This is a genomic window from Paludibacterium paludis (assembly GCF_018802605.1).
Lineage (GTDB): Bacteria > Pseudomonadota > Gammaproteobacteria > Burkholderiales > Chromobacteriaceae > Paludibacterium > Paludibacterium paludis.
This window is the reverse complement of sequence record NZ_CP069161.1, coordinates 3269878-3293777: the sequence shown is the minus strand read 5'-3', so window position 1 is coordinate 3293777 and position 23900 is coordinate 3269878. Positions and strand designations below refer to the sequence as shown.

At 63.0% G+C, this 23900-nt stretch carries 26 protein-coding genes; 15 read left to right on the top strand and 11 right to left on the bottom strand.

Annotated elements, in window-relative coordinates:
• Positions 1–79: 79 nt before the first annotated feature.
• Entirely contained in the window at positions 80–394 is a 315-nt protein-coding gene (locus JNO50_RS15170; protein ID WP_215796398.1) for a hypothetical protein, read from the bottom strand.
• A 444-nt stretch (positions 395–838) separates the two neighbouring features.
• On the opposite strand from JNO50_RS15170, the gene JNO50_RS15165 reads away from it, so the two are divergent.
• A complete protein-coding gene (locus JNO50_RS15165) occupies positions 839–1276 on the top strand; it encodes a hypothetical protein (RefSeq protein WP_189530191.1) in 438 nt (145 codons plus the stop codon).
• Between the two features lie 3 nt (positions 1277–1279).
• Here the strand turns inward: JNO50_RS15165 and JNO50_RS15160 are convergent, their stop codons facing one another.
• The gene (locus tag JNO50_RS15160) at positions 1280–1732 is read right to left on the bottom strand and encodes a GNAT family N-acetyltransferase (protein ID WP_189530193.1); all 453 of its coding nucleotides are present in this window, start codon (positions 1730–1732) and stop codon (positions 1280–1282) included.
• Between the two features lie 84 nt (positions 1733–1816).
• Entirely contained in the window at positions 1817–2479 is a 663-nt protein-coding gene (locus tag JNO50_RS15155) for a putative metalloprotease CJM1_0395 family protein (RefSeq protein ID WP_229804401.1), read from the bottom strand.
• Between the two features lie 186 nt (positions 2480–2665).
• Here JNO50_RS15155 and JNO50_RS15150 point away from each other — a divergent pair, with 186 nt between their 5' ends.
• The 3 genes from JNO50_RS15150 (at position 2666) to JNO50_RS15140 (ending at position 4057) form a co-directional block, all read left to right on the top strand.
• Positions 2666–3124, top strand: a complete 459-nt coding sequence (locus JNO50_RS15150) for an acyl-CoA thioesterase (protein ID WP_189530847.1) — start codon at positions 2666–2668, stop codon at positions 3122–3124.
• 24 nt (positions 3125–3148) lie between these two features.
• Positions 3149–3841 (top strand): TIGR01621 family pseudouridine synthase, encoded by a 693-nt coding sequence (locus tag JNO50_RS15145; protein ID WP_189530195.1) that lies wholly within the window; start codon positions 3149–3151, stop codon positions 3839–3841.
• A gap of 66 nt (positions 3842–3907) precedes the next feature.
• Positions 3908–4057: a hypothetical protein gene (locus tag JNO50_RS15140; protein WP_215796397.1), complete on the top strand. Its 150-nt coding sequence runs from the start codon at positions 3908–3910 to the stop codon at positions 4055–4057.
• A gap of 82 nt (positions 4058–4139) precedes the next feature.
• Here JNO50_RS15140 and JNO50_RS15135 read toward each other — a convergent pair whose 3' ends face one another.
• From JNO50_RS15135 to JNO50_RS15115, 5 genes are all read right to left on the bottom strand, one after another.
• Complete coding sequence (locus tag JNO50_RS15135) at positions 4140–4940, bottom strand: ChbG/HpnK family deacetylase (protein ID WP_229804403.1); 801 nt, start codon at positions 4938–4940, stop codon at positions 4140–4142.
• Positions 4937–5326: a GtrA family protein gene (locus JNO50_RS15130; RefSeq protein ID WP_229804405.1), complete on the bottom strand. Its 390-nt coding sequence runs from the start codon at positions 5324–5326 to the stop codon at positions 4937–4939. The genes JNO50_RS15135 and JNO50_RS15130 overlap by 4 nt, the downstream gene beginning before the upstream one ends.
• A complete protein-coding gene (locus JNO50_RS15125) occupies positions 5313–6326 on the bottom strand; it encodes a glycosyltransferase family 2 protein (protein WP_189530197.1) in 1014 nt (337 codons plus the stop codon). The genes JNO50_RS15130 and JNO50_RS15125 overlap by 14 nt, the downstream gene beginning before the upstream one ends.
• Positions 6316–7809, bottom strand: coding sequence for an ArnT family glycosyltransferase (locus JNO50_RS15120; RefSeq protein WP_189530199.1), 1494 nt, complete (start codon positions 7807–7809; stop codon positions 6316–6318). Before JNO50_RS15120 ends, JNO50_RS15125 begins: the two co-directional genes overlap by 11 nt.
• Before the next feature lie 158 nt (positions 7810–7967).
• Positions 7968–9344, bottom strand: coding sequence for a peptide MFS transporter (locus tag JNO50_RS15115; protein ID WP_189530201.1), 1377 nt, complete (start codon positions 9342–9344; stop codon positions 7968–7970).
• Between the two features lie 407 nt (positions 9345–9751).
• On the opposite strand from JNO50_RS15115, the gene JNO50_RS15110 reads away from it, so the two are divergent.
• Positions 9752–10360, top strand: a complete 609-nt coding sequence (locus JNO50_RS15110) for a LemA family protein (RefSeq protein ID WP_189530202.1) — start codon at positions 9752–9754, stop codon at positions 10358–10360.
• A complete protein-coding gene (locus JNO50_RS19170; RefSeq protein ID WP_268248131.1) occupies positions 10357–11199 on the top strand; it encodes a TPM domain-containing protein in 843 nt (280 codons plus the stop codon). Before JNO50_RS15110 ends, JNO50_RS19170 begins: the two co-directional genes overlap by 4 nt.
• A 24-nt stretch (positions 11200–11223) precedes the next feature.
• Here the strand turns inward: JNO50_RS19170 and JNO50_RS15100 are convergent, their stop codons facing one another.
• The gene (locus JNO50_RS15100; RefSeq protein ID WP_189530205.1) at positions 11224–12144 is read right to left on the bottom strand and encodes an alpha/beta fold hydrolase; all 921 of its coding nucleotides are present in this window, start codon (positions 12142–12144) and stop codon (positions 11224–11226) included.
• Positions 12145–12299: 155 nt separating this feature from the next.
• Here JNO50_RS15100 and JNO50_RS15095 point away from each other — a divergent pair, with 155 nt between their 5' ends.
• A complete protein-coding gene (locus JNO50_RS15095; protein ID WP_189530207.1) occupies positions 12300–12590 on the top strand; it encodes a PsiF family protein in 291 nt (96 codons plus the stop codon).
• 69 nt (positions 12591–12659) lie between these two features.
• Here the strand turns inward: JNO50_RS15095 and pepN are convergent, their stop codons facing one another.
• Both pepN and JNO50_RS15085 read right to left on the bottom strand, forming a co-directional pair.
• Positions 12660–15278 carry an aminopeptidase N gene (gene pepN / locus JNO50_RS15090; RefSeq protein ID WP_189530209.1) on the bottom strand — a complete coding sequence of 873 codons (2619 nt, stop codon included), beginning with the start codon at positions 15276–15278 and terminating at the stop codon, positions 12660–12662.
• Between the two features lie 9 nt (positions 15279–15287).
• Complete coding sequence (locus JNO50_RS15085; RefSeq protein WP_189530211.1) at positions 15288–17108, bottom strand: M61 family metallopeptidase; 1821 nt, start codon at positions 17106–17108, stop codon at positions 15288–15290.
• Positions 17109–17569: 461 nt separating this feature from the next.
• On the opposite strand from JNO50_RS15085, the gene ccoN reads away from it, so the two are divergent.
• From ccoN to JNO50_RS15045, 8 genes are all read left to right on the top strand, one after another.
• The gene (gene ccoN, locus JNO50_RS15080; protein ID WP_189530214.1) at positions 17570–19000 is read left to right on the top strand and encodes a cytochrome-c oxidase, cbb3-type subunit I; all 1431 of its coding nucleotides are present in this window, start codon (positions 17570–17572) and stop codon (positions 18998–19000) included.
• Between the two features lie 19 nt (positions 19001–19019).
• Positions 19020–19634, top strand: coding sequence for a cytochrome-c oxidase, cbb3-type subunit II (ccoO, locus tag JNO50_RS15075; protein WP_189530216.1), 615 nt, complete (start codon positions 19020–19022; stop codon positions 19632–19634).
• A gap of 3 nt (positions 19635–19637) precedes the next feature.
• Positions 19638–19829: a cbb3-type cytochrome oxidase subunit 3 gene (locus JNO50_RS15070; RefSeq protein WP_189530218.1), complete on the top strand. Its 192-nt coding sequence runs from the start codon at positions 19638–19640 to the stop codon at positions 19827–19829.
• Entirely contained in the window at positions 19826–20749 is a 924-nt protein-coding gene (gene ccoP, locus JNO50_RS15065) for a cytochrome-c oxidase, cbb3-type subunit III (RefSeq protein WP_189530220.1), read from the top strand. Before JNO50_RS15070 ends, ccoP begins: the two co-directional genes overlap by 4 nt.
• Before the next feature lie 145 nt (positions 20750–20894).
• The gene (gene ccoG, locus JNO50_RS15060; protein WP_189530223.1) at positions 20895–22328 is read left to right on the top strand and encodes a cytochrome c oxidase accessory protein CcoG; all 1434 of its coding nucleotides are present in this window, start codon (positions 20895–20897) and stop codon (positions 22326–22328) included.
• Between the two features lie 3 nt (positions 22329–22331).
• Positions 22332–22856: a FixH family protein gene (locus JNO50_RS15055; protein ID WP_189530225.1), complete on the top strand. Its 525-nt coding sequence runs from the start codon at positions 22332–22334 to the stop codon at positions 22854–22856.
• Positions 22853–23254 carry a YbaY family lipoprotein gene (locus tag JNO50_RS15050; RefSeq protein WP_189530227.1) on the top strand — a complete coding sequence of 134 codons (402 nt, stop codon included), beginning with the start codon at positions 22853–22855 and terminating at the stop codon, positions 23252–23254. The genes JNO50_RS15055 and JNO50_RS15050 overlap by 4 nt, the downstream gene beginning before the upstream one ends.
• Positions 23251–23862, top strand: a complete 612-nt coding sequence (locus JNO50_RS15045; RefSeq protein ID WP_189530228.1) for a 2OG-Fe(II) oxygenase — start codon at positions 23251–23253, stop codon at positions 23860–23862. The genes JNO50_RS15050 and JNO50_RS15045 overlap by 4 nt, the downstream gene beginning before the upstream one ends.
• The last annotated feature ends 38 nt before the right edge of the window (positions 23863–23900 follow it).

Genomic DNA, 23900 nt, shown 5'->3' with positions numbered 1-23900 from the left:
CCGGTGCCGCGCGATGTGTGTCGCGGGCAGCGGCCCATCCATGGTGTTCGCCGATTTCATGCCGGGCATCCCTTGGCATTTACTCATGGATAGCGCGCCGAGAGCCGTTTGATGTGTTCTTTACGTTGGGACGTGCCGAGATGTCGACTGTCCAGCCGGCGAGTTGTCGGCCCGCCTGCGGCAACGCATGATCCGATCCTTGGTGATTGATTGAAAATCGCCACGATATTTTTTGCATTTCAAAATAAGGGTTGATCATGATGAATTTCATCGTTGCCGTATCGTTTTTGGGGGGCGGCGCGGGAAGTGCGGATATACCGACTCCCGTCGCCCACGATTCACGCCCGAAGATGGAACGGATATATTGCGGCAAGATAAGAGGCGGATTTTTCATTTGCAAGCGGGGCGCGACCCCAAAAAAACCTGATGACGGTACCGGAAGGGCGCTAGGCGAACCGACCATGACCGACTGACGCGCTATGGCCCGGCAAGCTCGGGCTTTCGCCGTATCGGCGCCACCTCCATCGAGCAGAGTGGTGCCAAGTGAGGTTCATGACGGCAAGCACGATGGTGTCGATGATGTAGATGCGCGCGAGCCGGGCGTCGAGCACATTTCCCGAATGCGCGTCTTTGCAGGGCTCAGAGCGCGGGGCGGAAGAGAGGCAGGGCGCAAGGGCGGCGGATGGAATGACAATCGGCACAGCGAAATCATAGGGGATCGGGCCGTTGAACGGCAATGAGCGAGAAGGCGTCCGGGGTCTTGGTGAACGAACTTTTCTTGACTCTTTATAAGTGTTGATGTGATATTTGCATATCAATTTTGCATAGAATGATCGCCATGTTCCTGGATGAAATGGAGGAAACCGTTGCTCGCATGACCGTCTACCGGATCATCGCCGCGCTGGTTCTGTTCTGCCTTTCCGCTGTATTGCTCGCTTCATGCCTGGCCCATGGGATCGACGGGGATTTTCTCGTCCGCGCGAGCGTCCTGGCAGGGTGCGGTGCCATCGCCTTTGTCATGGCGCGCCGTATCGATCCTGTCCGTTTTCCCCCGTTTTTCGAGAATCTGCCTCTCGTCCTGCTTGTGACGGCAATGTTCGCGGTTTTGCGTGCGGTGGTCCGGATAGCGGAAGGCGCCAACCTGGCGGTCGGTTTTGGAACAGCGATCGCGCTGGCCGCGATCGCCGGGGCGGCTTTCGGCGTTATCGGCGCCGAGCTGCGGCGCCGTGCCGTGGATTCCGCCGTCCGGCAAGATGACGGAACCTCGCTGGCCTGACGGTCAGAGCGTCAGGTTGTACACGTAATAGACGTTGTCCCGCTCGTAGCCGAGCGATTCGTACAGTGACTGACCGATGAAGTTGTCGCGGGCGGTCGACAAATCCACGCGCGCCGCTCCGCTGGCTTTCGCATGATCGCGCGCGGCGTTCATCAGGGCGCGTCCCGCGCCGGTCTTGCGCGCATGCGGCGTCACGAACAGGTCGTACAGTACGAAAATCGGCTGTGCCGCGACCGAACAGAACGTCGGATACAGCTGAGTGAAACCGACCGCTTCGCCACCGGCGTCCTCGGCGAGCAGAATCACCGACTCCCCGTTGCGCATCCGTTCCCCGATGAAACGTTCGCACAGGGCAAGGTCTGAGCCCTGAAGATAGAACTGGCGGTAGCCGTTGAAAAGCCGGGCGACGGCGGGAAGATCGGCCAGTGTGGCGCGTCGGATGGTGACGGTAGTCATGAAACGGATCCTGTTGCTGTGGTTGATGCTTTCCACTATAACCCGCCAAACGGGATCCGCGGCTTGACGGCAGGCAAAGCGTGTTCAGGCGTAGGTGTCGATCCGGGTGCCGGATCCCCCCTGTGCGCCGCCTTGCTGTCTGCCGTCCTTGCCGTAACCGGCGCTTTGCTTTGCCTGTTCGGCGCGGGCCTGCGCCTCCATGGCGTTGGCCGCCGCCGCCACCGAGCGGTCCTGCCCGGACGGCTCGGCCGGCGCGAGCGCGGAGGCGCGTATCTTGCGCGCGCGGCTGATGGTCTCCGCCGGCGTGCTTCCCGGACTCATCGAAATCGAGACTTCGCCGCCGATGGCGTACTGTCCGCCATCCGGTCCGCGCTGGTAGGTGTAGCTCGGACTGCCCGCCAGGCCGCCGCTGGCCGCCATGTGCGCCGCTTCGTGCTGGCGGACCTCCGCGTCCCGGGCCTTGAGTTTGGCGAGCTGCTCCTGCTGGGCGTCGGTCAGTGGCTTGCCCTGGGCATTGAGCGGGGTGCCGGCATCGCGGGCGTTGCCCTCGCCGGCGGCGGTGTCGTTGTCGCGATTGAACGGGGTGACCGCCGACGTGTTCTGAGTGCTGTCGGCGCTGATTTTCGTGTCGTCGCTGGCCATTGACTGGCATTGCGCGCAGGGGCATCCGCTGCCGTGGGCCATCGGCACCGGGGCAGGGGGCGGCGCATACGCGCTCCAGGAGTTGCTCAGCGACTGGATCTGCATGATTCGCGAAACGGTTTAGGCACAAAATCGTGCCCATATACTGAATTTAACCGATAAGTGACTGTTTGGACAGAGGGTTTTTGCCGCCTTTCGATTCTGGCCCTATCCTTCCCGCTCGGGTTATCATCAAACGATAACAAAAGAAGGAACGGATTCGTGGAAAACACCAACCAACGCGAACTGACCATGTCGGTGCTGATGACGCCGGACATGGCGAATTTCTCCGGGAACGTGCACGGCGGGGTGCTGCTCAAATTGCTCGACCAGGTGGCGTACGCCTGCGCCAGCCGGTATGCAGGCTGTTATGTGGTCACACTGTCCGTGGACCAGGTGCTGTTCAAGCAGCCGATCCATGTCGGCGAGCTGGTGACATTTTTCGCGAGCGTCAATCATGTGGGGCGCACGTCGATGGAGGTCGGCATCAAGGTGGTCGCTGAGAACATCCAGGACCGCAGTGTCCGGCACACCAATAGTTGCTACTTCACCATGGTTGCCTACCAGGATGGCAAGGCGGTGGCGGTTCCTCCGCTGTCGCTCGACAACGACGTCCACAAGAAGCGATTCCGTGAAGCCGAGATCCGCAAGAAAATGCGCAAGGAAGCGGAGCTGCGCATGAGCGAAGAGTGCGGCGCTTCACCGGCGTGACGCGATCGCGTATCCTTGCGTCCCATGTTTCGTCTCATCGCTTCCGACCCCCGTTTCCACGTCATCGACAAACGCCAGGGTACCAGTTTTCATCGCCAGGGCGACGAGCCCGGCCTGTTCGAAACCGTGCGCGAAGCGCTGGGCGGCGAGCCGCTCTGGCCGGTGCACCGCCTGGACCGGGTCACCTCCGGACTGCTGCTGATCGCCCGCGATGAACGGACCGCGAGGGAACTGGGCGACGCCTTCGCCGGCTCCCGGGTGGAGAAATACTATGTCGCGTTGTCGGACCGCAAACCCTCGAAAAAGCAGGGTCTTGTCAGTGGCGACATGGAAAAGGGCCGCGGCGGCGCGTGGCGGCTGACGCCATCGCGGGACAACCCCGCGGTCACCCAGTTTTTCTCGTGGTCGATGCTGCCCGGCCTGCGTCTTTTCGTGCTGCGTCCGCGCACCGGCCGTACCCATCAGTTACGCGTCGCTCTCAAAAGCCTTGGCGCGCCGATTCTTGGCGATCCGCTCTACCATCCGGCCGATTATCCCGGCGGCGAGCCAGACCGGGCCTACCTGCATGCCTGGCAACTGCGTTTCGAACTGGATGGCGAGGCATTCCATTTTCGCGCGGCGCCCGAAGAGGGGCGATGGTTCACCCACGAGTCCTGCCGGACCTTGCTTGCCGATGAGGCGCTGAATCCCCGGCGGCTGCCCTGGCCCACGGTGTGAGGACGAGCCCGGGAGGAATGAGCGTTTTTTGCAAGCGAAGCTGGCTTTCTTCTGCGAGCACCCATCATGACCCCGCACGTTTCCACCGCCAGCCTGATCCTGACGCCTGCCGCGCCCGAGGTTCCGCGCCATACCGTCAGGTTCGGCATCGCCGCGAAGCTCGGCGGATGTTCGCCGACGGGCGCCGTCCGGCCAATCCCGCGCGTTTCATCCTGATGGGGTAATTCCACCTCGGTATCCGGAGCGGGCCTGCTCCATCCCAGGTGGAGAGGAATGACCCGTTGCGTTTCCCTTCGCCTTAACCGGCGGTTCGGGAGCCGGTGACCAGCTCCACCCCGGCGCTTCGCAGGTCTTCCGCGAAGGCCGGACTCGCCAGGTAGCGGTATTCGTTGACGCGCGCCCGTGCGATCGGGTCGGCGGGGTTTGTCGCCGGCATGCCGGGGTGACACATCATCAGCGCGCCGTCCGGACAGGCGGCGAGCCATTCGCGCATCAGCGCCCGATAGGCCGCGTCGCCCGACAGCGAATAGAGTCCGCCGAACCACGCGTGCGAAGTCAGGCCGCGTTGCGCCGCTTGGCGCGCGAAGCCGCGGCAGCAGAAAGTCAGCACCGAAGCCTTGAAGCGGCTCTGGCCCGGGTGGCCAAGCCGGTCGGGCAGACGGATCCAGGGCCGGCTGGCGCCGGTCCAGTGCCGTTCTATCAGGGCGAACACTTCGTCGCGGATGCCTGGCAGCGCATGGACATGCTGGTGTCCGTCAAGATAGGCCGGCAATTCCCCCCACTCCTCGCAAAAGCGCATCAATTGCGCCTCGAACGACCGGCGCACCGCCTGGCGCGGCACGCAGCCGGCCTGACTCATCAGCAACCAGCGTCCCAGCGGGCGGGCCGTGTCGTCGAACGGCTCGGTGAGCGTCAGATGCAGCCCGGCTTCCACCCGCGGGCTTAGCGGCTTGAGCTGCCGGGCGCCTTCCATCCAGTGTTCCGACAGGGAGAACACGCTGGTGGCGGTGATGCGGCCCGCCTCGGCAAGGTCAAGGATGCCGCGCGAAATGGCGCGCGACTGGGCAAAGTCGTCGGCGCACAGCACTAGGCGTTTCATGATGGACGGACTCCGGCGAAGGCCCACAGTTTGCCGAGCAGGAACGTCAGCGCGGCGACGGTGACGAGCACGATCAGCAAGGCGGCGCGGTAGTCGAGCGCCGTGTGCGCGAGCAGCGCGGCGTACATGGCTTCGTTGACGGCGAAACTGGCGCACGCGACCGCGAAGAACCGCGGCAGGGCCCGCCGGTGCGGCACGTGGCGCGCCCGGAAGGTTTGATGGCGGTGCCCATGGTAGCTGACGACGAAGGCGAGCAGGAATCCCGCCACGTTGGCCAGCAGCGGCGTCAGACCGGCCGGCACGAACAGCCGCGTCACCAGAAGGTAGTGCACCGCCATGGCCGTGACGCCGACGACGCCGAACCAGAACAGCTCACGATTGATCAACGGGATCTTCCTTCGATCCGGCCTTGTGCAGCCGGCTCACGAAATAGTGCGGCCGGAGCTTCACCTCGGTGAAAATCCGGCCGATGTATTCACCGAGCACGCCGATGGACAAGAGCTGCACGCCGCCGAGGAAGGAGGTGGCGACGATCAGGGTCGGCCAGCCTTTCAGATCCGTGCCCCACAGCAGGGTGCTGATCATCACGTGAAGCGCGTAGCAGATCGACGAGAGCGAAATCACGCTGCCCATGAAGGTCCAGACCCGCAAGGGCACGTTGGAAAACGACGTCAGGCCGGTCAGGCCAAGCTGCAGGAGGCGCCACAGGTTGAAGCTGCTCACGCCGCCCATGCGATCGTTGGTATGCGTGGTGACGGCAAGGCGGGTGAAGCCGACCCAGTTGTACAGGCCTTTCATGAAGCGGTTTCGTTCGGGCATGGCCTTGAGCGCTTCGATGATGCAGCGGTCCAGCACCCGGAAGTCCTGGGTGTTTTCCGGGATTTTCAGCGCGGAACCGAGGTTGAGCAGGGTGTAGAAGGTCCGGGTGAACCAGCGCTTGGCGAGCGACTCGCCGTCCCGGCTGGCGCGAACGCTGTACACCATGTCGTAACCGCGCCGCCAGTGCGCCAGAAAATCCGGGATTACTTCGGGGGGATGCTGAAAGTCGCCGTCGATCAGCACGGCCACATCGCCGTCGCAGTGGTCGATGCCCGCTGTGAGCGCGATTTCCTTGCCGAAGTTGCGTGACAGCTGGATCAGTGTCACCGGCAGTGTGGCCTGGAGTTTGAGCACTTCTTCGACGGTCGCGTCGCGGCTGCCGTCGTCGACCACGATCAGCTCGTGCTCGTAGCCGTCCTTGGCGAGCAGGGCGTTGAGAGTGGTCAGCAACAGCGCGATATTGTCCGCTTCGTTGTAGGCGGGAACGATGCAGCTCACGCGCGGCATGGCCGGCCGCTGGGCGGCGCGCAGATCAAGAAGGTAGTCCGGGACAAAATCAGCGGTCATTGCCGGGTCCTGTCAGGGGAAGGGGAGTGGCGGGCGCGCGTTTTTTCAGGAGACGCATGGCTTCGCCGGGGTTGGGGAAACGCCCCGCTTCCACAAAAGCGGCGCGCAGTTCGGCCGGCAGCGACGCGCACTCGCTGTCGCGGCAGGCCAGGTAATCGTTGCCGGGCGTGGCGAGCGCCTTCCGCACGGTCTGCGGGTTGAAGGTGGTGATCAAGCGGCCGCCGGCATAGAACTCCGCGGAAAACTCCCGACGGCTGTCCCACAGCACCAGCCGCGAGTTCGCGGCGGGCCGCTCGGCGAACCAGGCGCCGACCATGGCCTTCTGGGTGCGGGCGAGCGGTTCGGGAGCGAGGCGGAACGCCAGGGTTGCCGCGATCAGCGCGACAAGCGGCAGCGCCGCGAGCCAGGGCAGCCAGCGCCCTCGCTCCGGCGCGTCGTGGCGGGCCCATAGCGACGCGGCCAGCGCGGCGAAGCCCGGCACCATGGTCAGGGCGTACGGCATGATGATGTTGCCCGAGACGGTAAAGAAAACCAGCGGCATCGTTGTCCATAGCACGCAATAGCTCAGGAAACCGTCGCGGCGGTCCGGCACCAGCCGGCGGCCGAAGCGGACGAGCCACACCGGAGCGCAGACCGACCAGGGCAGGAGGCCCGCCGCGGCGTACAGCCAGATCATACCGTGCGGCGTGGCATGGGCGTAGCCGTAGCGGTCGCCTTTCCAGCCTGGGTCGAGAAAGCGGCTGATGTGCTCGCCGACGATGAAATAATCGAGAAATCCCGGCGTGCGGCGCTCGGCCAGCCAGTACCAGGGAACGGCGATGGCCAGAGCCAGCAGCGTGCCGGTCAGCCAGGGAAGGTGTTGCCGGATCGCGGCCCAGCGGTGATTGAGGATCACCCACAGTCCGATGGGCATGGCCGTGAGCACGATGGCGATCGGCCCCTTGGCGAGGAGTCCGAGGCCGATCCCGGCGAAGAACAGGTAGCCCCACGCGCGCTTGCCGGTATCCAGCGCCTCCCAGAAGGCGACATGAATGAGCGTGGTGGCGAAGATCAGGGCGGGGTCGGTCATCACCGTGCCGGATCCGAGCAGGAACAGGATACCCCCCGCCAGCAGCAGGGCCGATGCCCAGCCCGCATCGCCGCCGTAGCGCTTGCGCAGCAGGCGGGCGACCAGGGCGACCGTCCCCGCCGACAGCAGCAGCGACGGCAATCGCGCCGCCAGTTCGTTGACGCCGAATAGCCCCATCGACAGGGCGGAGAACCAGGTGGACAGCGGGGGCTTGGCCCAGAAGGGCACGCCGTAATCGTGCCACAGCGTGATCCAGTTGCCGGTTTCCAGCATCTTGCGGGCGATTTCCGCGTAGCGCGCCTCGGTGGTGTCCGTCAATGGAATCAGGATCATGGCAGCCAGGCGCGCGATGAGGAGCGCGCCGAGCACGGCCATGCCCTGGCGCTGCCAGTATGGTCGGGATGTCTGATTCATTTGCGGTGCGTAGTTGTCGTTCCGGGCTGCGGCCGGCGCGGAAGGGGCCGGCGGATGGCTCATTCTATCAGAGGATGTCTCGGACAAAGAAAAAAAGGCGCCGGATCGCGCCGGCGCCTTGCAATCGCGGCACATGTGGCCGCGCAATATCGATAAGATTACTGCAGACCGTGCATCATCTTCTGCAGACGCGAGGACAGCAGGAACAGGATCAGCGACGCCACGCCGGCCATGACCACGAACAGCATGAAGAAATCATGCAGATTGTTGATCGCATAGCCGAAGAAATGCGGGGCGGCCTTGCCCGGTTCCGGATACAGCTCGGAGAGCATGCCCGCGAACTTGTTGGAGATCGCGTTGGACAGGAACCAGATCCCCATCATCAGGCCGGTGAAGCGGGCCGGGGAGAGCTTGACCACCAGCGACAGACCGATCGGGGAAAGGCACAGCTCGCCGAAGGAGTGCAGCATGTACAGGCTGACCAGCCACATCATGCTGACCTTGGCTCCGGGCGGAATGCCGTCCACGCCGAAGGCGATGACCAGATAGCCGATGGCGAGGAACAGCAGGCCGAGCGCCATCTTGGTCGGCGAGGAGGGTTCCATGCCGCGGCCGCCGAGCTTGGTCCACAACCAGGCGAAGACCGGGGCGAACAGCACGATGGCGATCGGGTTGATCGACTGGAAGAACGACGCGGGGATGGTGGTGCCCATCACGTTGCGGTTGGTCTGCTCGTCGGCGAAGAAGGTCAGCGAAGCGCCGGCCTGCTCGAAGGCGGACCAGAAGAAAATCACGAACGCCGAGACGATCAGGATGACGGCGAGCCGTTCCATTTCCACGCGGGTCAGCGGCTCATGCTTGACGGCATGGCCCGACTCGGTGTGCTTGACCGGCGGCAGTCCGACCGGCTTGCCTTCCGGGCTGAGGAGGTATTTGTCCTTGAGCAGCGTGAAGACGCTCAGGCTGAACAGCATGCCGAGGCCGGCGGCCATGAAGCCCCACTTGAAGTCGGCCGGGTTGCCGGTGTCGCCGAGCGTGCCGCAGATCAGCGGAGCGAGCAGCGAGCCTGCGTTGATACCCATGTAGAACATGGTGAAAGCGGAGTCGACGCGCTTGTCGCCGGCCGGATAGAGCTGCCCGACCATCGAGGAAATGTTCGGCTTGAACATGCCGTTGCCGACGATCAGTCCGGTGAGGCCGCCGTACATCAGGACGGTGGCGAGCTGGACATTGCTGCCGTGAAGCGAGCCGGAAAAGAACAGCATGAATTGGCCGATGGCCATCAGGAGGCCACCGAGCATGATAGAGCGGCGGTTGCCCCAATAGCGGTCGGCGATATAGCCGCCGATCAGCGGAGCGAAGTAGACCAGTCCCGTGTATGTCCCGTAAATCTCCGAAGCGGCGACCTTGTCCATCATCAGGGCCTTGACCATGAAGAGGACGAAAATGGCGCGCATGCCGTAGTAACTGAAGCGTTCCCACATCTCGGTTACAAAGAGCAAATAGAGCCCCTTGGGATGTGATTTATTTGTCATATTGAACTTCCTTGTGCAAACGAATGGATGGCCTGTTCCGGTTTTTGTCAGGCTTATTGTTATGCTCGCCCGGGCTAGCCGGGGAAACAGGTGATAATAACGATGAAACGACCGTTCGGAAAAGCGATTTTTTTCGTATGCGAATGGCAATGTCAATATTAGAACATCGTCATTAATAACGATAGTGTACCGCTGCCTTTCGATACCTTGCCCGGCCAGCGCCGGAACCGTTTCGGTTGCTCGTTTTTGTTATTCTGTTTGTCAATTCGTGAACCGTGTCAAAATCACACAAAGCGGGGAGCGAGCGACCTGGCGATAACGCCGTCATCGGCTTCTTGGCCTGCCAAGCCGTTTCGACTAACATCGGCAACGTGTCGTCACGCAAAACTTTTTCAGGAGTGCATTACATGAAGTCATCCCTGCTGGCCGCTCTCGTCCTGTCCGCAACGCTCAGCGGCTGCGGCTACAACGCCCTTCAGGCCGAGGACGAAGCGGTCAATGCCGCCTGGGCCGAAGTCATCAACCAGTATCAGCGCCGCGCCGATCTGGTGCCCAATCTTGTCAACACGGTGAAGGGCTATGCCGTGCACGAGAAGGATGTGCTGGTTCAGGTGACCGAAGCGCGCTCCCGCGTCGGCAGCCTGAGGCTGGATGCGTCCACCGCGTCGGATGAGCAGAAACTCAAGGAGTTCGCCGCCGCCCAGCAAAGCATGGGATCGGCGCTGTCGCGTCTGATGGTGGTCTCGGAGAACTATCCGCAATTGAAGGCGGACAGCGGTTTTCGCGATCTGCAGGCGCAGCTCGAAGGCACGGAAAACCGCATCGCCCTGGCCCGCAAGCGCTACATCAACGCCGTGCAGATCTATAACACCGATGTGCGCTCCTTCCCGAACAATCTGACCGCGATGGCGTTCAACCTGAAAACCCGCCCAAGCTTCACCGTCGACAACGAAAAAGCCATTTCGACGGCGCCGACCGTGAACTTCGGCACCGGCGGAGCCTCGGCCGCGCAATGATGGCGATCCGCCTGGTTTTTCTGATCGCCGCCTGGGTGTTCGCGGTCTTCGCGCACGCCGAAGTGCCGGTGCCCGAACCGGTGTCTCCGGTCATCGACACGGCCGGCTTTCTCGCCGATAGCGACCGGCAGTCGCTGGCGAATGAACTTCTGGCCTTCCGTGACCGGCAGGGCAGCCAGATCGCCGTGCTCATCGTGCCTTCGGTCGCGCCGGAAACCGCGTTCGACTATGGCGTGCGGGTGATGGAAAACTGGAAACCCGGCCGCAAGGGCGTCGACGACGGCGTGCTGCTTCTGGTGGTCGTCAATGAGCGCACCAGCCAGATTTTCGTGGGACGCGGACTGGAGGGAACGATTCCCGACGTTGTCGCCAAGCGCATCCTGCACGATATCCTGTCGCCGCGGCTGGCCGCCGGGCAGCGCGGGCAGGGACTGATGGACGCCGTCAAGGCCATCGAATCGGCGACGCTCAAGGAAGGGTTGCCGGCTCCGCCCCCTCGCGCGAAGCAGAGCGCGGGCGGGACCGACGCTGACTGGTCGTGGGCGGCGCTGATACTGCTCTTCGCCGGCGGTGTGCTGCGCTCGTTGTTCGGCCACGTGGCCGGCAGCGTCATCACCGGTTCGCTGATCGGCGGTGTCGCCTTCGCGTTCGGCGCCGGCTTCTTCATGGCCCTGCTGATCGGCGGGGGCGGCTTCCTGTTCTCGCTATTGGGTATCAATCTTCCCGGCTTTGGCGGCTGGGGAGGCGGCGGGGGCCGTGGCGGCGGCGGGAACGGTGGCGGAGGTTGGGGCCGCGGCGGCGGCGATTACGGAGGCGGCGGCGCGTCCGACAAGTGGTGAGCGCCGCCGGGTTTTGCCCGGGCGTCAGTAGTTTTCCGGGACGGCCCTGGTATCCCCGCGCATCCAGGCCAGCGCCAGGGGAAAATGATCCCGCACCGCGTCGGGGTGGGTGAGCAAGGATACGTGGTTGTAATCGTGCCGATGACCCGTGGCCCGTCCCAAGAGATGAACGCGCGACAGGTGCGGTCCCGATTCGTCCCGGAAGCGCTTCACGTCCTCGGGATGGCCGCGGCATGGATCGTTGCTGGCCGCGAAGTAGAGCGCCGGCGGCAGCGTCACGCGACAGGCCGCCGCGCCGTAGTCGAAACCGTCGTCGCTGTCGATCCAGGGGGCGGGCAACGCCCACAGCTTGCTTTGCAGATGGCTCTTGTCCGATTCGTTGTCGGCGCCCAACCGGATCGCGCGCGCCGGCAGGTAGCCGACGGCGCGGACCAGCCAGCGCGAGGCGATATTCCACATGAAATCGACTTCGATCAGCTTGTTCAGATTGCTCACCCGGACGCTGCGCTTGGAGCCGAAGTACACCAGGCTTTTGACTTCGCCGATTATCTCCGGGTGGCGCACCAGCGAACTGGTCATGTGCACCCCGCCCCAGGAGTGGGCGATCCAGTGCACGGGTTGCCCTCCCGTCAACCGCCGTATTTCGCGCTGCAGCGCCGGCAGATCCTCCACGATGGTTTCCGTTTGGCCGTGACGGCTCGCGCGGCCGATGGGCGGCTGGCTTTGCCCGCGGCCCCGCAGGTCGGCCACGAACACGTCGTAGCCCGCCTCGGCAAGATAATGGGCGAGTCCCTTGCCCGATTCGGAGTAGAAAATGCGGCCATTGGCCATCACGCCGTGCACCATCAGCACGGCTTCGCCTCCGGGGTGGCAGCGGATGCGCCGCAGGTGCAGACGGTCGTTCTGGCCGACCGGCACGAAAAGGTCTTCCTGGGTTTTCTGCACGGAAATCTCTGTGGGTGGTGGGTGGATCAAGCGTTTGCTTGAATCATTGATGATTCCCATGTCATCGTCAAGGGGGCGTGCCTCTCGCGGAATTTCGCCGAGTTGTGCTATCGTCCGGCGAAGTACCTCCCCAAACCGAACGGAAGGAATGCGACATGAAAAAACTCGTCCTGTGCTCCCTGGTCGCCCTGATGACCGCCAATCTGGCGTTCGCCGCCGACGGCGATTGCGCGGCGCGCGCCGCGGAGAAAAAACTCTCCGGCGCCGCCAAGACCAGTTTCATGAAGAAATGCGAGAAAGACGCGATGGCCAAGATGCCGGCCAGCGCGCCCGTTGTTTCGGCCCAGGCCGGCTGTGAAGCCCGTGCCGCCGAGAAGAAGCTCAAGGGCGCCGCCAAGGCGAGCTTCGTGAAAAAATGCGTGAAAGACGCCAGCGGCGCCAAGTAATCCGCCGCCAAGAAAAACCCCCGCGGGGCTTGCGCCTCGCGGGGGTTTTTTGCGGCCGAAGGCGACGGCTCAGCCGAGGTTCTTCGACACGATTTCGTAGACGTCCTTGGACAGTTGCGCGGCCATCAGGCGCTCGAGTTCCGCTTTCATCAGCGCGGCCCGGGCCGGCTCGATCTTCTTTCTGCGGTTGAACACCGACACAAGACGGCTCGCCACCTGCGGGTTGAGCGCGTCGAGCGCCAGCACCTGATCGGCGATGAAGCGGTAGCCACTGCCGTCGGCGGCATGGAAGTGACGCATGTTGCGGCCGAAGGTCATCAGCAGCGAGCGCGCCTTGTTCGGGTTCTTGATGGAGAAGGCCGGGTGGGACATGGCGCGCTTGACTTCGTCAAGCGTGCCCGCGCCCAGGCTCGAGGCGACAAGAGTGAAGTACTTGTCCATGACGAGCGCGTCCTTTTCCCAGCGGCGCGCGAATTCGGCGAGCGATTCGTCGCGTTCGGCCGAGCCGGTGTCGCGCAACGCGATCAGCGCGCCCATCTGGTCGGTCATGTTGTCGGCCTTGATGAACTGGTCGCGCGCCGACTCCAGGGCGCGGGCGTCGCCCAGGCGGCAGAGCATGGACAGCGCGCGGTTCTTCAGGGCGCGCTTGCCGGCATCCTGAGGACGGTATTCGCGGGTCGTGTTCAGCTCGTAGGCCTCGCGCCATTCGTTGCGCAGCTCGGCGGCCAGGGCCGTGAGCACCGTCTCGCGCACCTCGTGGATGAGGGCCGGGTCCGCCGAGTCGAGCAGTTCGATGATTTCCGCCACGGACGGCAGCTGCAGCATCAGCGCCTTGAATGCCGGATCGGCGGCGTGATCCTTCAGGACGGCACGGAAGGCGTCGACGAAGGCCGCGGGCACCGTGACGCCTCGGCCGTCCGCGCGCGCGGCGATCTCGGCGCGGAGCAGGCGTTCGGCGTAGGTCTGGCCGGCTTCCCAGCGGCTGAACGGGTCGGAGTCGTTGGCCATCAGGAAGGCCAGATCGTTGTCGCTCCAGTCGTAGTTCAGGCGTACCGGCGCGGAGAAGCCGCGCAGCAGCGACGGAACCGGACGGGACGGAACGTCTTCGAAGACGAAGGTTTCGCGCTCTTCGCGCAGTTCGAGCACGCGGGTGGTCGGCGCCGTGTCCGAGCCGGCCAGCTTGAGCGGCAGGTCCTGCCCGTCCTCGCCGACAAGGCCCATGGCCAGCGGAATATGGAAAGGTTGTTTGTTTTCCTGGCCCGGGGTGGCCGGGCAGCTTTGGGCAACCGTCAGGGTGAAGGTGCGGGCCACCGGATCATAGCGGCCTTCGGCATCGAGCACCGGCGTGCCGGCCTGGCTGTACCACAGGGCGAACTGCCCGAAGTCGGCGCCGTTGGCGTCGGCCATCGCCGCGCGGAAATCGTCACAGGTGACGGCCTGTCCGTCATGGCGGCGGAAGTACAGATCCATGCCCTTGCGGAAGCCTTCTTCGCCCAGCAGGGTATGGTACATGCGTACCACTTCCGCACCTTTTTCGTAGATCGTCATGGTGTAGAAGTTGTTCATCTCGATGTAGGAGTCGGGACGAACCGGGTGGGCGGTCGGGCCGGCATCCTCGGGGAACTGGCTGGCGCGCAGTCCGATCACGTCGGAAATGCGCTTGACCGCGCGGCTGGTCATGTCCGCCGAGAATTCCTGGTCGCGGAACACCGTCAGGCCTTCCTTGAGCGAGAGCTGGAACCAGTCGCGGCAGGTGACGCGGTTGCCGGTCCAGTTATGGAAATACTCGTGGCCGATGACGCGCTCGATGCCTTCGAAGTCGTCGTCGGTGGCGGTTTCCTGGCGGGCGAGCACATACTTGGTGTTGAAGATGTTCAGGCCCTTGTTTTCCATGGCGCCCATATTGAAGTCGCCGACCGCCACGATCATGTAGATGTCGAGGTCGTACTCCAGGCCGAAGCGCGTCTCGTCCCACTTCATCGAGCGCTTGACCGAGTCCATCGCGTGCTGGACCTTGTCCTGGTCGGCCGGTTCCGTCCAGATTTCCAGCGCGACCTCGCGGCCGCTTTGTGTCGTGAAGGTGTCCTTCAGCGCGGTCAGGCGGCCCGCCACCATGGCGAACAGATAGGCCGGCTTGCGGTAGGGGTCGACCCATTTGACCCAGTGGCGCTTCTTGTCGAGCATGCCTTCGCCGACCTTGTTGCCGTTGGACAGCAGGACCGGGTATTTCTGCTTGTCGGCGACGATGGTCGTGGAGAATTTCGCCATCACGTCCGGGCGGTCCGGGTAATAGGTGATCTTGCGGAATCCCTCCGGCTCGCACTGGGTGAAGAGATTGCCGTTGGAGGCGTAAAGCCCCATCAGGCTGGTGTTGGAAGCCGGATCGAGCGAGGTTTCGACCTCGAGAATAAAGCTTTCCGGCACGTCGAGGACGGCAAGGACGCCGTCTTCGAGCCGGTAGCGCTCCTCGGCGAGTTTCTGGCCGTCGACGGCCACGGACAGCAGTCGGGCGCTGCCGTCCAGCAGCAGGGTCGAGGCGGCCGGCGTTTTATCGTTGCGATTGATCACCAGACGCGAGTGAACCCGGGTCTCGGTGTCCTCGATCTCGAATCGCAGGTCGATTTTGTCGACCAGGAACGCGGGGGCGGCGTAGTCCTTGCGATATTTGACTTCGGGTTGTTGTGCCATGTTTCTCTACTACCTTTCAACCTTTGTGGGGTGGAGGGGGGTCGAGCCCGTTTTCAGCCAGCGCGCGCCGTTGTCGCCGGGAACCAGCCGGCAGGTGTCGGCGTCCGCCGCTTTCGGAACGACATGCACCGCGATCAGTTCGTCGCGGCGGAATGCGTGGGCCCGTATTTTTTTATTCGGTGCGAGGCGCTGCAGCGCCTTCTCAAGATCCGTGACCTTCAGTCCGTCAAGCGCGACGAGCACATCGCCGCCGGAAAGACCCGCTTCCTGGGCCGCGCCGCCGTCGAGCACGTGAGTCAGCTTCACGCCGGCGGGGTCCGCGGCGGTTTTCACGCCGAGCGTCAGGCTCGCGGGGGTCGCGGCGAAGCGGTCCTCCACCGATCCGGTGTCCGATGCCGACCCGGCATGATCCCAGTGCAGGGTGACGCCCTGGCTGGCGAGAAGTTCCTCGAGCGGCAGCTCGCGCGTCGAGCGCAGCGCCGCATCGAAGAACGGCGCGAGATCGAATCCGGCGACCTCCGAGGCGACGGCTTCCCATTCGCCTTCGGCGAGGCCCTTGCCGTCGGCGAGCCACTTGGCCCACAGTGCCTTCATCACGTCGTCGAGGCTGCGCGCGTCCCGTGTTTCGCGGCGCAGGGTCAGATCCAGCGCCAGCGCGGCGAGGGAGCCCTTGGTGTAATAACTGACGATGCTGTTGGGGCTGTTCTCGTCCTGGCGGTAGTACTTGGTCCAGGCGTCGAAGCTCGAATCGGCGAGCGTCTGCTTCAGACGTCCGGCGCCGCGCCGCACCCCGGTGATGGTGCGGGCCAACAGGCCCAGATAGCGTTTCTCGTCGATCAGGCCGGCGCGCACCAGCGCGAGGTCGTCGTAGTAGGAGGTGATGCCCTCGAAGGCCCACAGCAGGGTGGTGTGGGCTTCGCGTGTCAGGTCGTAGGGCACGAACGCCGCCGGCTTCATGCGCTTGACGTTCCAGCTGTGGAAATACTCGTGGCTGATCAGGCCGAGCAGTTTCAGGTAGCCGTCGGAGATGTCTTTCGCGCCGTGCGCCGGCAGGTCGTCGCGGTGCGCGAACAGCGCCGTCGAGGCCCGGTGCTCCAGTCCGCCATAGAGATCCTTGCCGGCGAACAGCATGAATACGTAACGGTCGAAGGGGGCCGGTTCGCCGAAGAAACGGATCTGCCATTCACAGATTTTCTTGACATCGCGCGCCAGCCGCTTGAGGTCGGCCGAGAAGCGGCCGGACACGACGAACTCGTGCGGAACGCCGCAGGCCTTGAAGGTGACGCGTTCGAAAAGACCCATTTCCACCGGATGGTCGATCAGCTCGTCATAGTTGGCGGCGCGGTAGCGGCCGAAGGCGGTTTTCTTTTTGACGTCGACGGCGGGCAGAGCGGTCGCCACGCGCCAGTCGGCGTAGTCCTCGCCCTCGGGCGGTTGAATCTCGACCTCGCAGGGGCTGTTCTCGTAGCCCTCTGCCATCAGGAAGACGCTGGTGCCGTTGAAAAAGCCGCGTTGCGCGTCAAGCCAGGCGCCGCGCACGGACAGATCGAAGGCGTAGACCTGGTAGGTCAGCACCAGGGGGCCCTTCACCGGCGCCGCTTGCCAGGTGTGCTTGTCGAGTTTTTCCAGCGCGACGGGTTTGCCGCCGGAACGCGCGGCCAGTTTCACGATATGGCGCGAGAACTCGCGAATCATGTAGCTGCCGGGAATCCACGCGGGAAGCTGAAACACCTGGCCCTTTTTGGCCGGTTCCCTGACCGTTAGGGTAATTTCGTACAGGTGGGCTTCGGGCGACACCGGGTGGATACGATAATGAACAGGAACATTCATGTCGGGCTTACCTGATTGCGCATAAAAGCTATGATTCTAGCATCTGTTGTGAATGACGGTAGAGAGATATGGCGAGTTGATCCACGTCAAGGGTCGGGTCGGACATGACAATATAATCCACACAGGTGGTGCGGTCGTTTATTTCGACGGCATCCGCTCTGATTCGCTCCGGACGCTTTAGCCGACAGCCCGCAAGACCGCTTATGCAGTGGCCTGCACTGGGTAATTGATTTAGAATACGGCGTTGAATATACGGGGTAATAGCGCGACGTCGGGAGCACGGCCAAGGCGACACAAGATCGCCATGCGACGTGTTCAGGGCTCAAACGCTTGATTTATCTCAAGTTCGTAATGCTGGTGGCTGCCTCCTCTTTCCTTTCCGTGCAAATGGGGTGAAAAAGGCGGTTTTCAAGCTGCTCGGTTTTATCGTTCTGAGTTTGCAACCTTGGAGAAAACCTTAAATGGAAACGCAATCCACTTATAACTATAAGGTGGTGCGCCAGTTTGCCGTGATGACCGTGGTTTGGGGCATCGTCGGCATGCTGGTGGGCGTCATTATTGCGGCCCAGCTGGTGTGGCCCGAGCTCAATTTCGGGCCCTGGTTCCACTTTGGCCGCTTGCGCCCGCTGCACACGAACGCAGTGATCTTCGCCTTTGGCGGTTGCGGTCTGTTCGCCACGTCGTACTATGTGGTGCAACGGACCTGTAACGTCCGACTCATCTCCGACAAACTGGCCGCCTTCACCTTCTGGGGATGGCAACTGGTCATCGTGCTCGCCGCCGTCACGTTCCCGCTGGGGTACACGTTCGGCAAGGAGTACGCCGAGCTTGAATGGCCGATCAAGGTACTGATCACCATCATCTGGGTTGTGTATGCCATTGTGTTCTTCGGGACCATCGCGATCCGCAAGGTCAAGCACATCTATGTCGCGAACTGGTTCTACGGCGCCTTCATCCTGGCCGTTGCCCTGCTGCACGTCGTCAACAGCGCCTTCATCCCGGTGAGCCTGACCAAGTCCTACGCGGTCTACTCCGGCGCCGTCGACGCCATGGTGCAATGGTGGTACGGCCACAACGCCGTGGGCTTCTTCCTGACCGCCGCGTTCCTTGGCATGATGTATTACTTCGTGCCCAAGCAGGCCGGCCGTCCGATCTACTCGTACCGCCTGTCCGTGGTGCACTTCTGGGCGCTGATCTTCACCTATATGTGGGCCGGTCCGCACCACCTGCACTACACCGCCCTGCCTGACTGGACCCAGTCCGTCGGCATGGTGTTCTCCCTGATCCTGCTGGCGCCTAGCTGGGGCGGCATGATCAACGGCATCATGACCCTGTCGGGCGCCTGGCACAAACTGCGCACCGATCCGATCCTGAAGTTCCTGATCGTATCGCTGTCCTTCTACGGCATGTCGACCTTCGAAGGTCCGATGATGTCGATCAAGACCGTCAATGCGCTGTCCCACTACACCGACTGGGGTATCGGCCACGTGCACTCCGGCGCTCTGGGCTGGGTCGGCTTCATCACCATCGGTTCGATCTACTACCTGATCCCGCGTCTGTGGGGCCGTGAGCAGATGTACAGCATCAAGCTGATCGAGGCCCACTTCTGGGTGGCGACCGTGGGCGTGGTGCTCTACATCGCCTCGATGTGGATCGCCGGTGTGACCCAGGGTCTGATGTGGCGCGCCCTGAACCCGGACGGCACGCTGACCTACGCCTTCATCGAAGCGGTCAAGGCGACCTACCCGTACCATACCGTACGTGTCCTGGGTGGCTTGCTCTACCTGGTCGGCATGGTGATGATGGCTTACAACGTCTTCCGCACCATCAGTGTGGGCAAGGCCGTTGACGGCAAGATTCCGGCTATCGCCGCCGCGCACGGTCACGCTTGATCCGGGAAAGGTGAAGCAAATGGATAAGATTCAGAAACTTGTTGAAGAGCACGTCGGTTTTCTGATCGTGTTCACGCTGATCGTCATCAGCATTGCCGGCCTCGCGGAAATCGTTCCGCTGGCCTTCCAGAAGTCGACGACCGAACCGGTTGCCGGCGTGAAGCCGTATACCGCGCTGCAACTGACCGGCCGCGACATCTTCATCCGCGAAGGCTGCTACACCTGCCACTCGCAGATGATCCGTCCGTTCCGCGCCGAGACCGAGCGCTATGGCCACTACTCCGTGGCGGGCGAGTCGGTGTACGACCATCCGTTCCAGTGGGGCTCCAAGCGTACCGGTCCGGACCTGGCCCGTGTCGGCGGCCGCTATTCGGATGAATGGCACCGCGTGCACCTGACCAACCCGCGCGACGTGGTTCCCGAGTCCAACATGCCCGCGTTCCCGTGGCTGGCGAAGAATCTGGCCGACGCCGATGGCGTCGCCGCCAAGATGAAAGCGCTGCGTATTGTCGGTGTGCCGTATACCGACAAGGAAATCGCGGAAGGCAAGGCGGAAGTCGAAGGCAAGTCCGAGCTCGACGCAGTGATCGCGTATCTGCAGAGCCTGGGCCTTGCGCTGAAGAACGTGCGCTAAGCCATGGACCTGACCAATCTCGGGCGCGAGCTCTTCACCCTGCTGTGCGTCGGGACCTTCGCGCTCGTCGTCTGGATCGCTTATAGCAAATCGTCGAGGAAACGTTACGACGAAGTGGCCGCTATGGTGATCGAGGACGACGACCGTCCCGAGGGCAGCAAGGGCGAGGAGCCCACAAACGGAGTAAAGCAATGAGTGATTTCGTGAGTGACTTCTGGGGGATCTGGATTATCGCCATCGTCGTTGGCGGTTTCGTGGGTCTCACCGTACTTCTGTTCACCCAGTCCAAGACTACGGTCAAGCCGGGTGAGCAGGTTCAAACGCTCGGTCACGTCTGGGACGGCGACCTGGAGGAGTACAACAACCCGCTGCCGCTGTGGTGGATGCTGATGTTCTACATCACCCTGGCCTTCGGCGTGGTCTACCTGGCCCTGTACCCCGGCCTTGGCGCGTTCCCCGGTCTGCGCCACTGGACGTCGGTCGGTCAGTACAAGGAGGAGCGTGCCCAGGCGGAAGCCAAGTACAAACCCCTGTACGACCAGTACCTGAAGCAGGATCTGAAGGCTGTCGCCGCCGATCCGAAGGCGCAGGAGATGGGCAAGCGCCTGTTCCAGACCTACTGCGTGCAGTGCCACGGCTCCGATGCGCGCGGCGCGAAGGGCTTCCCGAACCTGGTGAATCATGACTGGCTGTACGGCGGCGCGCCGGAAACCATCAAGACCACCATCATGGGCGGTCGCCATGGCCAGATGCCGGCGTTCGGTGCGCAGTTCGGCGAAGAGAAGGTGAAGGACGTCGCCAACTACGTATTGTCGCTGTCCAACAAGAAGCATGACGCCGAGCGCGCGGCGCGCGGTTCGGAAACCTTCAAGGCCATCTGCTTCACGTGTCACGGCGTCGACGGCAAGGGCAATCAGGCCCTTGGCGCGCCGAACCTGACGCACCCGAGCGGCAACTGGCTGTACGGCGGTACGGAAAAGACCATCATCGAGACCATCACCAACGGTCGCAACAACCAGATGCCGGCCTGGAAGGACTTCCTGGGCGAGGGCAAGGTGCATGTGCTCGCGGCGTATGTCTGGAGTCTCTCCAACAATCCGCAAGCGGCCAAGTAATCCGGCCAGTGACACTGCCCGCGAAAGCGGGCAGTGTTGTATCCCCGTTTTGTTATATGTTTTTGTAAAGTAACAGCGCAAACCCAGTGGATTGCGTAAAGTTCATGGAGTGAACTTTGCGAAATCCTCTTTCAGGAAAAGCCTCATGTCTGATTCGCTCAAGGATATTCCCGTCAAGGTAGAACACGTGCCCCCGGAGGGCGACGCCACCGAAATCTCGCTTTACGAGGCCGCCAAGAAAATCTACCCGCGCAGTGTTCGGGGAGTCTTCAACAACTGGCGTGTTTTTGTCGTGCTGGCGACGCAACTGGTGTATCTCGGTCTGCCCTGGCTGAGCTGGAACGGACGCCAGGCCGTGCTCTTCGATATGGTCGAGCGCAAGTTCTTCCTGTTCGGCATGACCTTCTGGCCGCAGGATTTCATTTTTCTGTCCGCGCTCCTGATGTGCTGCGCGTTCGGCCTGTTCGCCTGGACGACCATCGCCGGACGCCTGTGGTGCGGCTACTCCTGCCCGCAGACGGTCTACACCGAAATCATGTTGTGGATCGAGCACTGGGTGGAAGGCGACCGCGCCAAGCGCATGAAACTCGACAAGTCGCCGATGAGTCTGCGCAAATTCCGCCTGAAGTTCACCAAGCATGCGTTGATGATCGCGTTTTCCCTGCTGACGGGCTTTACCCTGGTCGGCTACTTCACGCCGATCCGCAGTCTGGTGGAGGCCGCGCCGACGTTCAGCTACGGCACCTGGGAAATCTTCTGGATGTTCTTCTATTCGGGCTTCACTTACCTCTTCGCCGGATTCATGCGCGAGCAGGTGTGCAAGTACATGTGTCCGTACGCCCGTTTCCAGAGCGTGATGTTCGATGCCGATACCCTGATCATCTCCTATGACGAAAAACGCGGCGAACCGCGCGGTGCCCGCAAGAAGGGCGCCGAGAACGCCAATCTCGGCGATTGCGTCAACTGCAGCATCTGCGTGCAGGTATGCCCGGTGGGCATCGACATCCGCAATGGCCTGCAGTACGAGTGCATCGGCTGTGCCGCCTGTATCGACGCCTGCGACGAAGTCATGGACAAGGTCGGCTCTCCGCGCGGCCTGATTCGCTACACCACGGAAAACGCGCTGGAGGGCAAGTACCCGGAAAGCCAGATCGTCTCCCGCCTGAAGCGCCCGCGCGTGGTGCTGTACTGTCTTGTGGTCGGCATCGTGTTCGCGGCGGCGGTCACCGGCCTGATCCTGAAAAAGCCGTTCAAGGTCGATGTGCTGCGCGACCGGGCGTCGCTGGTGCGCGAGACCGACGATGGCTGGCTGGAGAACAGCTACAGCCTGAAGATCATGAACGTGTCCGAAGGCACGCAGCGCTTCCGCATCAGTGTCAAGGGAATGCCGGATATCCGCCTGACCATGGATCAGAAGGTGGTCGAGGTCAAACCGACCGCCAACGAAACGGTGGGCGTGCGGGTTCAGGCCGATCCGCAATATGCGACCAAGGGTAGCCACGAGATTCATTTCGTGATCGAATCCGTGGATAATCCATCCTTGCGACTGGAAGAAAAATCCAGCTTCATTGGAGAATAAGTGATGCAAGAGCAGCAGACGATCAAGCCGTGGTACCGGCATCGCTGGCCCTGGCTGCTGATGATCGGCCCCTTGGCCTCGATCGCCGTCGGCGCGGCGTTTTTGCGCGCCGCCATCGTGACCGACGATGGCCTGGTGGTGGACGACTACTATAAGCGCGGCAAGGAAATCAATATGGAGCTCAAGCGCGACCATATGGCCGACAGCCTGAAAATCGCCGGTCACGCGGAGTTCTCCGCCGACATGCGCTCTGTCCGGGTGGAAGTCTCCGCGGAGAAACCCTTGCCGGATACCCTGTCGCTGTCCCTGGTGCATCCGACCCAGGACGATTACGACATCATCAGCGTGCTGACGCGCGTCGACGGCAATGTCTACCAGGGCGTGCTGGCTCCGATCACCCATCCGGCCCGCCACTGGTACGTGCTGCTCGAGGATCCCGCCAAGACCTGGCGTCGACAGGGCGAGTGGGTTCCGTCCGGCGGCCGCCGCGTGAAGCTTGACGGCGCCCGGCTGGAGCCCGCCGCATGAGGCGGGGCGCGTTCGCCCTGATCGGCGGATGGCTCTTGCCGATCGTCTGCCACGCCTGGGAACCGGCGGCGCTCGATGGCAGCGTTGTCCTGCCCGCGGGCGCCGAGGTGGCCGGAGTGGGCAGCGTCCACGTGCGTCTGCTCGATGTCAGCCGTGCCGACGCGCCGGCATCGCTATTGGCCGAGTCGATCATCGAGCATCCTAAATCGGCGCCTGTGGCCTTTTCCCTGGTGTACGACAAGGCCGCGGCGAAACCCGGCGGCAGTTATCAGATCGTGGCCGAAGTGTTCGGCGGCGGCCAGCTTCGGTTGATGAAGCAGGAGAGCGTCGATCCGGCATCCGGCGCGCATCCCGAACTCAGGGTCGAACGTTTCGGCGCCGGCCGGAGCGCGCCATGACGGCGCATCTGACCGATGCGCTGCTCGAGCGGGGCTGGGTGGTGGACACCACCCTGTTCTCGCGCGAAGACGTCGCCGCGCTGCGCGTCGCCTGCGAAGCGGAGTGGCGCGATGGAAAGTTCCACGAAGCCGCCACGGGACGGGCGGAAGGACAGCGGCGGCGCGCCGAAATCCGTTCCGACTCCGTGCTGTGGCTGGACGAAGCCCGCCCCAGCCCCGCGCTGAGCCGGTATTTCGCCATTCTGGACGAGATCCGCGTTGCCGTGAACCGGCAGCTGTTTCTGGGGCTTCACGACCTGGAGGCCCATTTCGCGGTGTTTCCGGAGGGCACGTTTTACAAGAAGCATCTTGACCGCTTCCGCGACGACGATGCCCGCACGCTGACCGCCGTGCTCTATCTGAACGAGGCGTGGCAACCGGAAAACGGTGGCCAGATGCGCCTCTATCTTGACGAGGACTGCACCGACTACCGGGACATCGAGCCCGAGGCCGGGACGCTGGCCCTGTTCCTTTCCGGCCGTTTCTGGCACGAGGTGCTGCCCGCGAGGTGTCCCCGCCTGTCCGTGACGGGCTGGTTCCGCCGCCGAAACGAATCCCTTCCCTGGTAGCGGCGGGCGTGTGCCGCCATGCTAGAATCAATCCGACT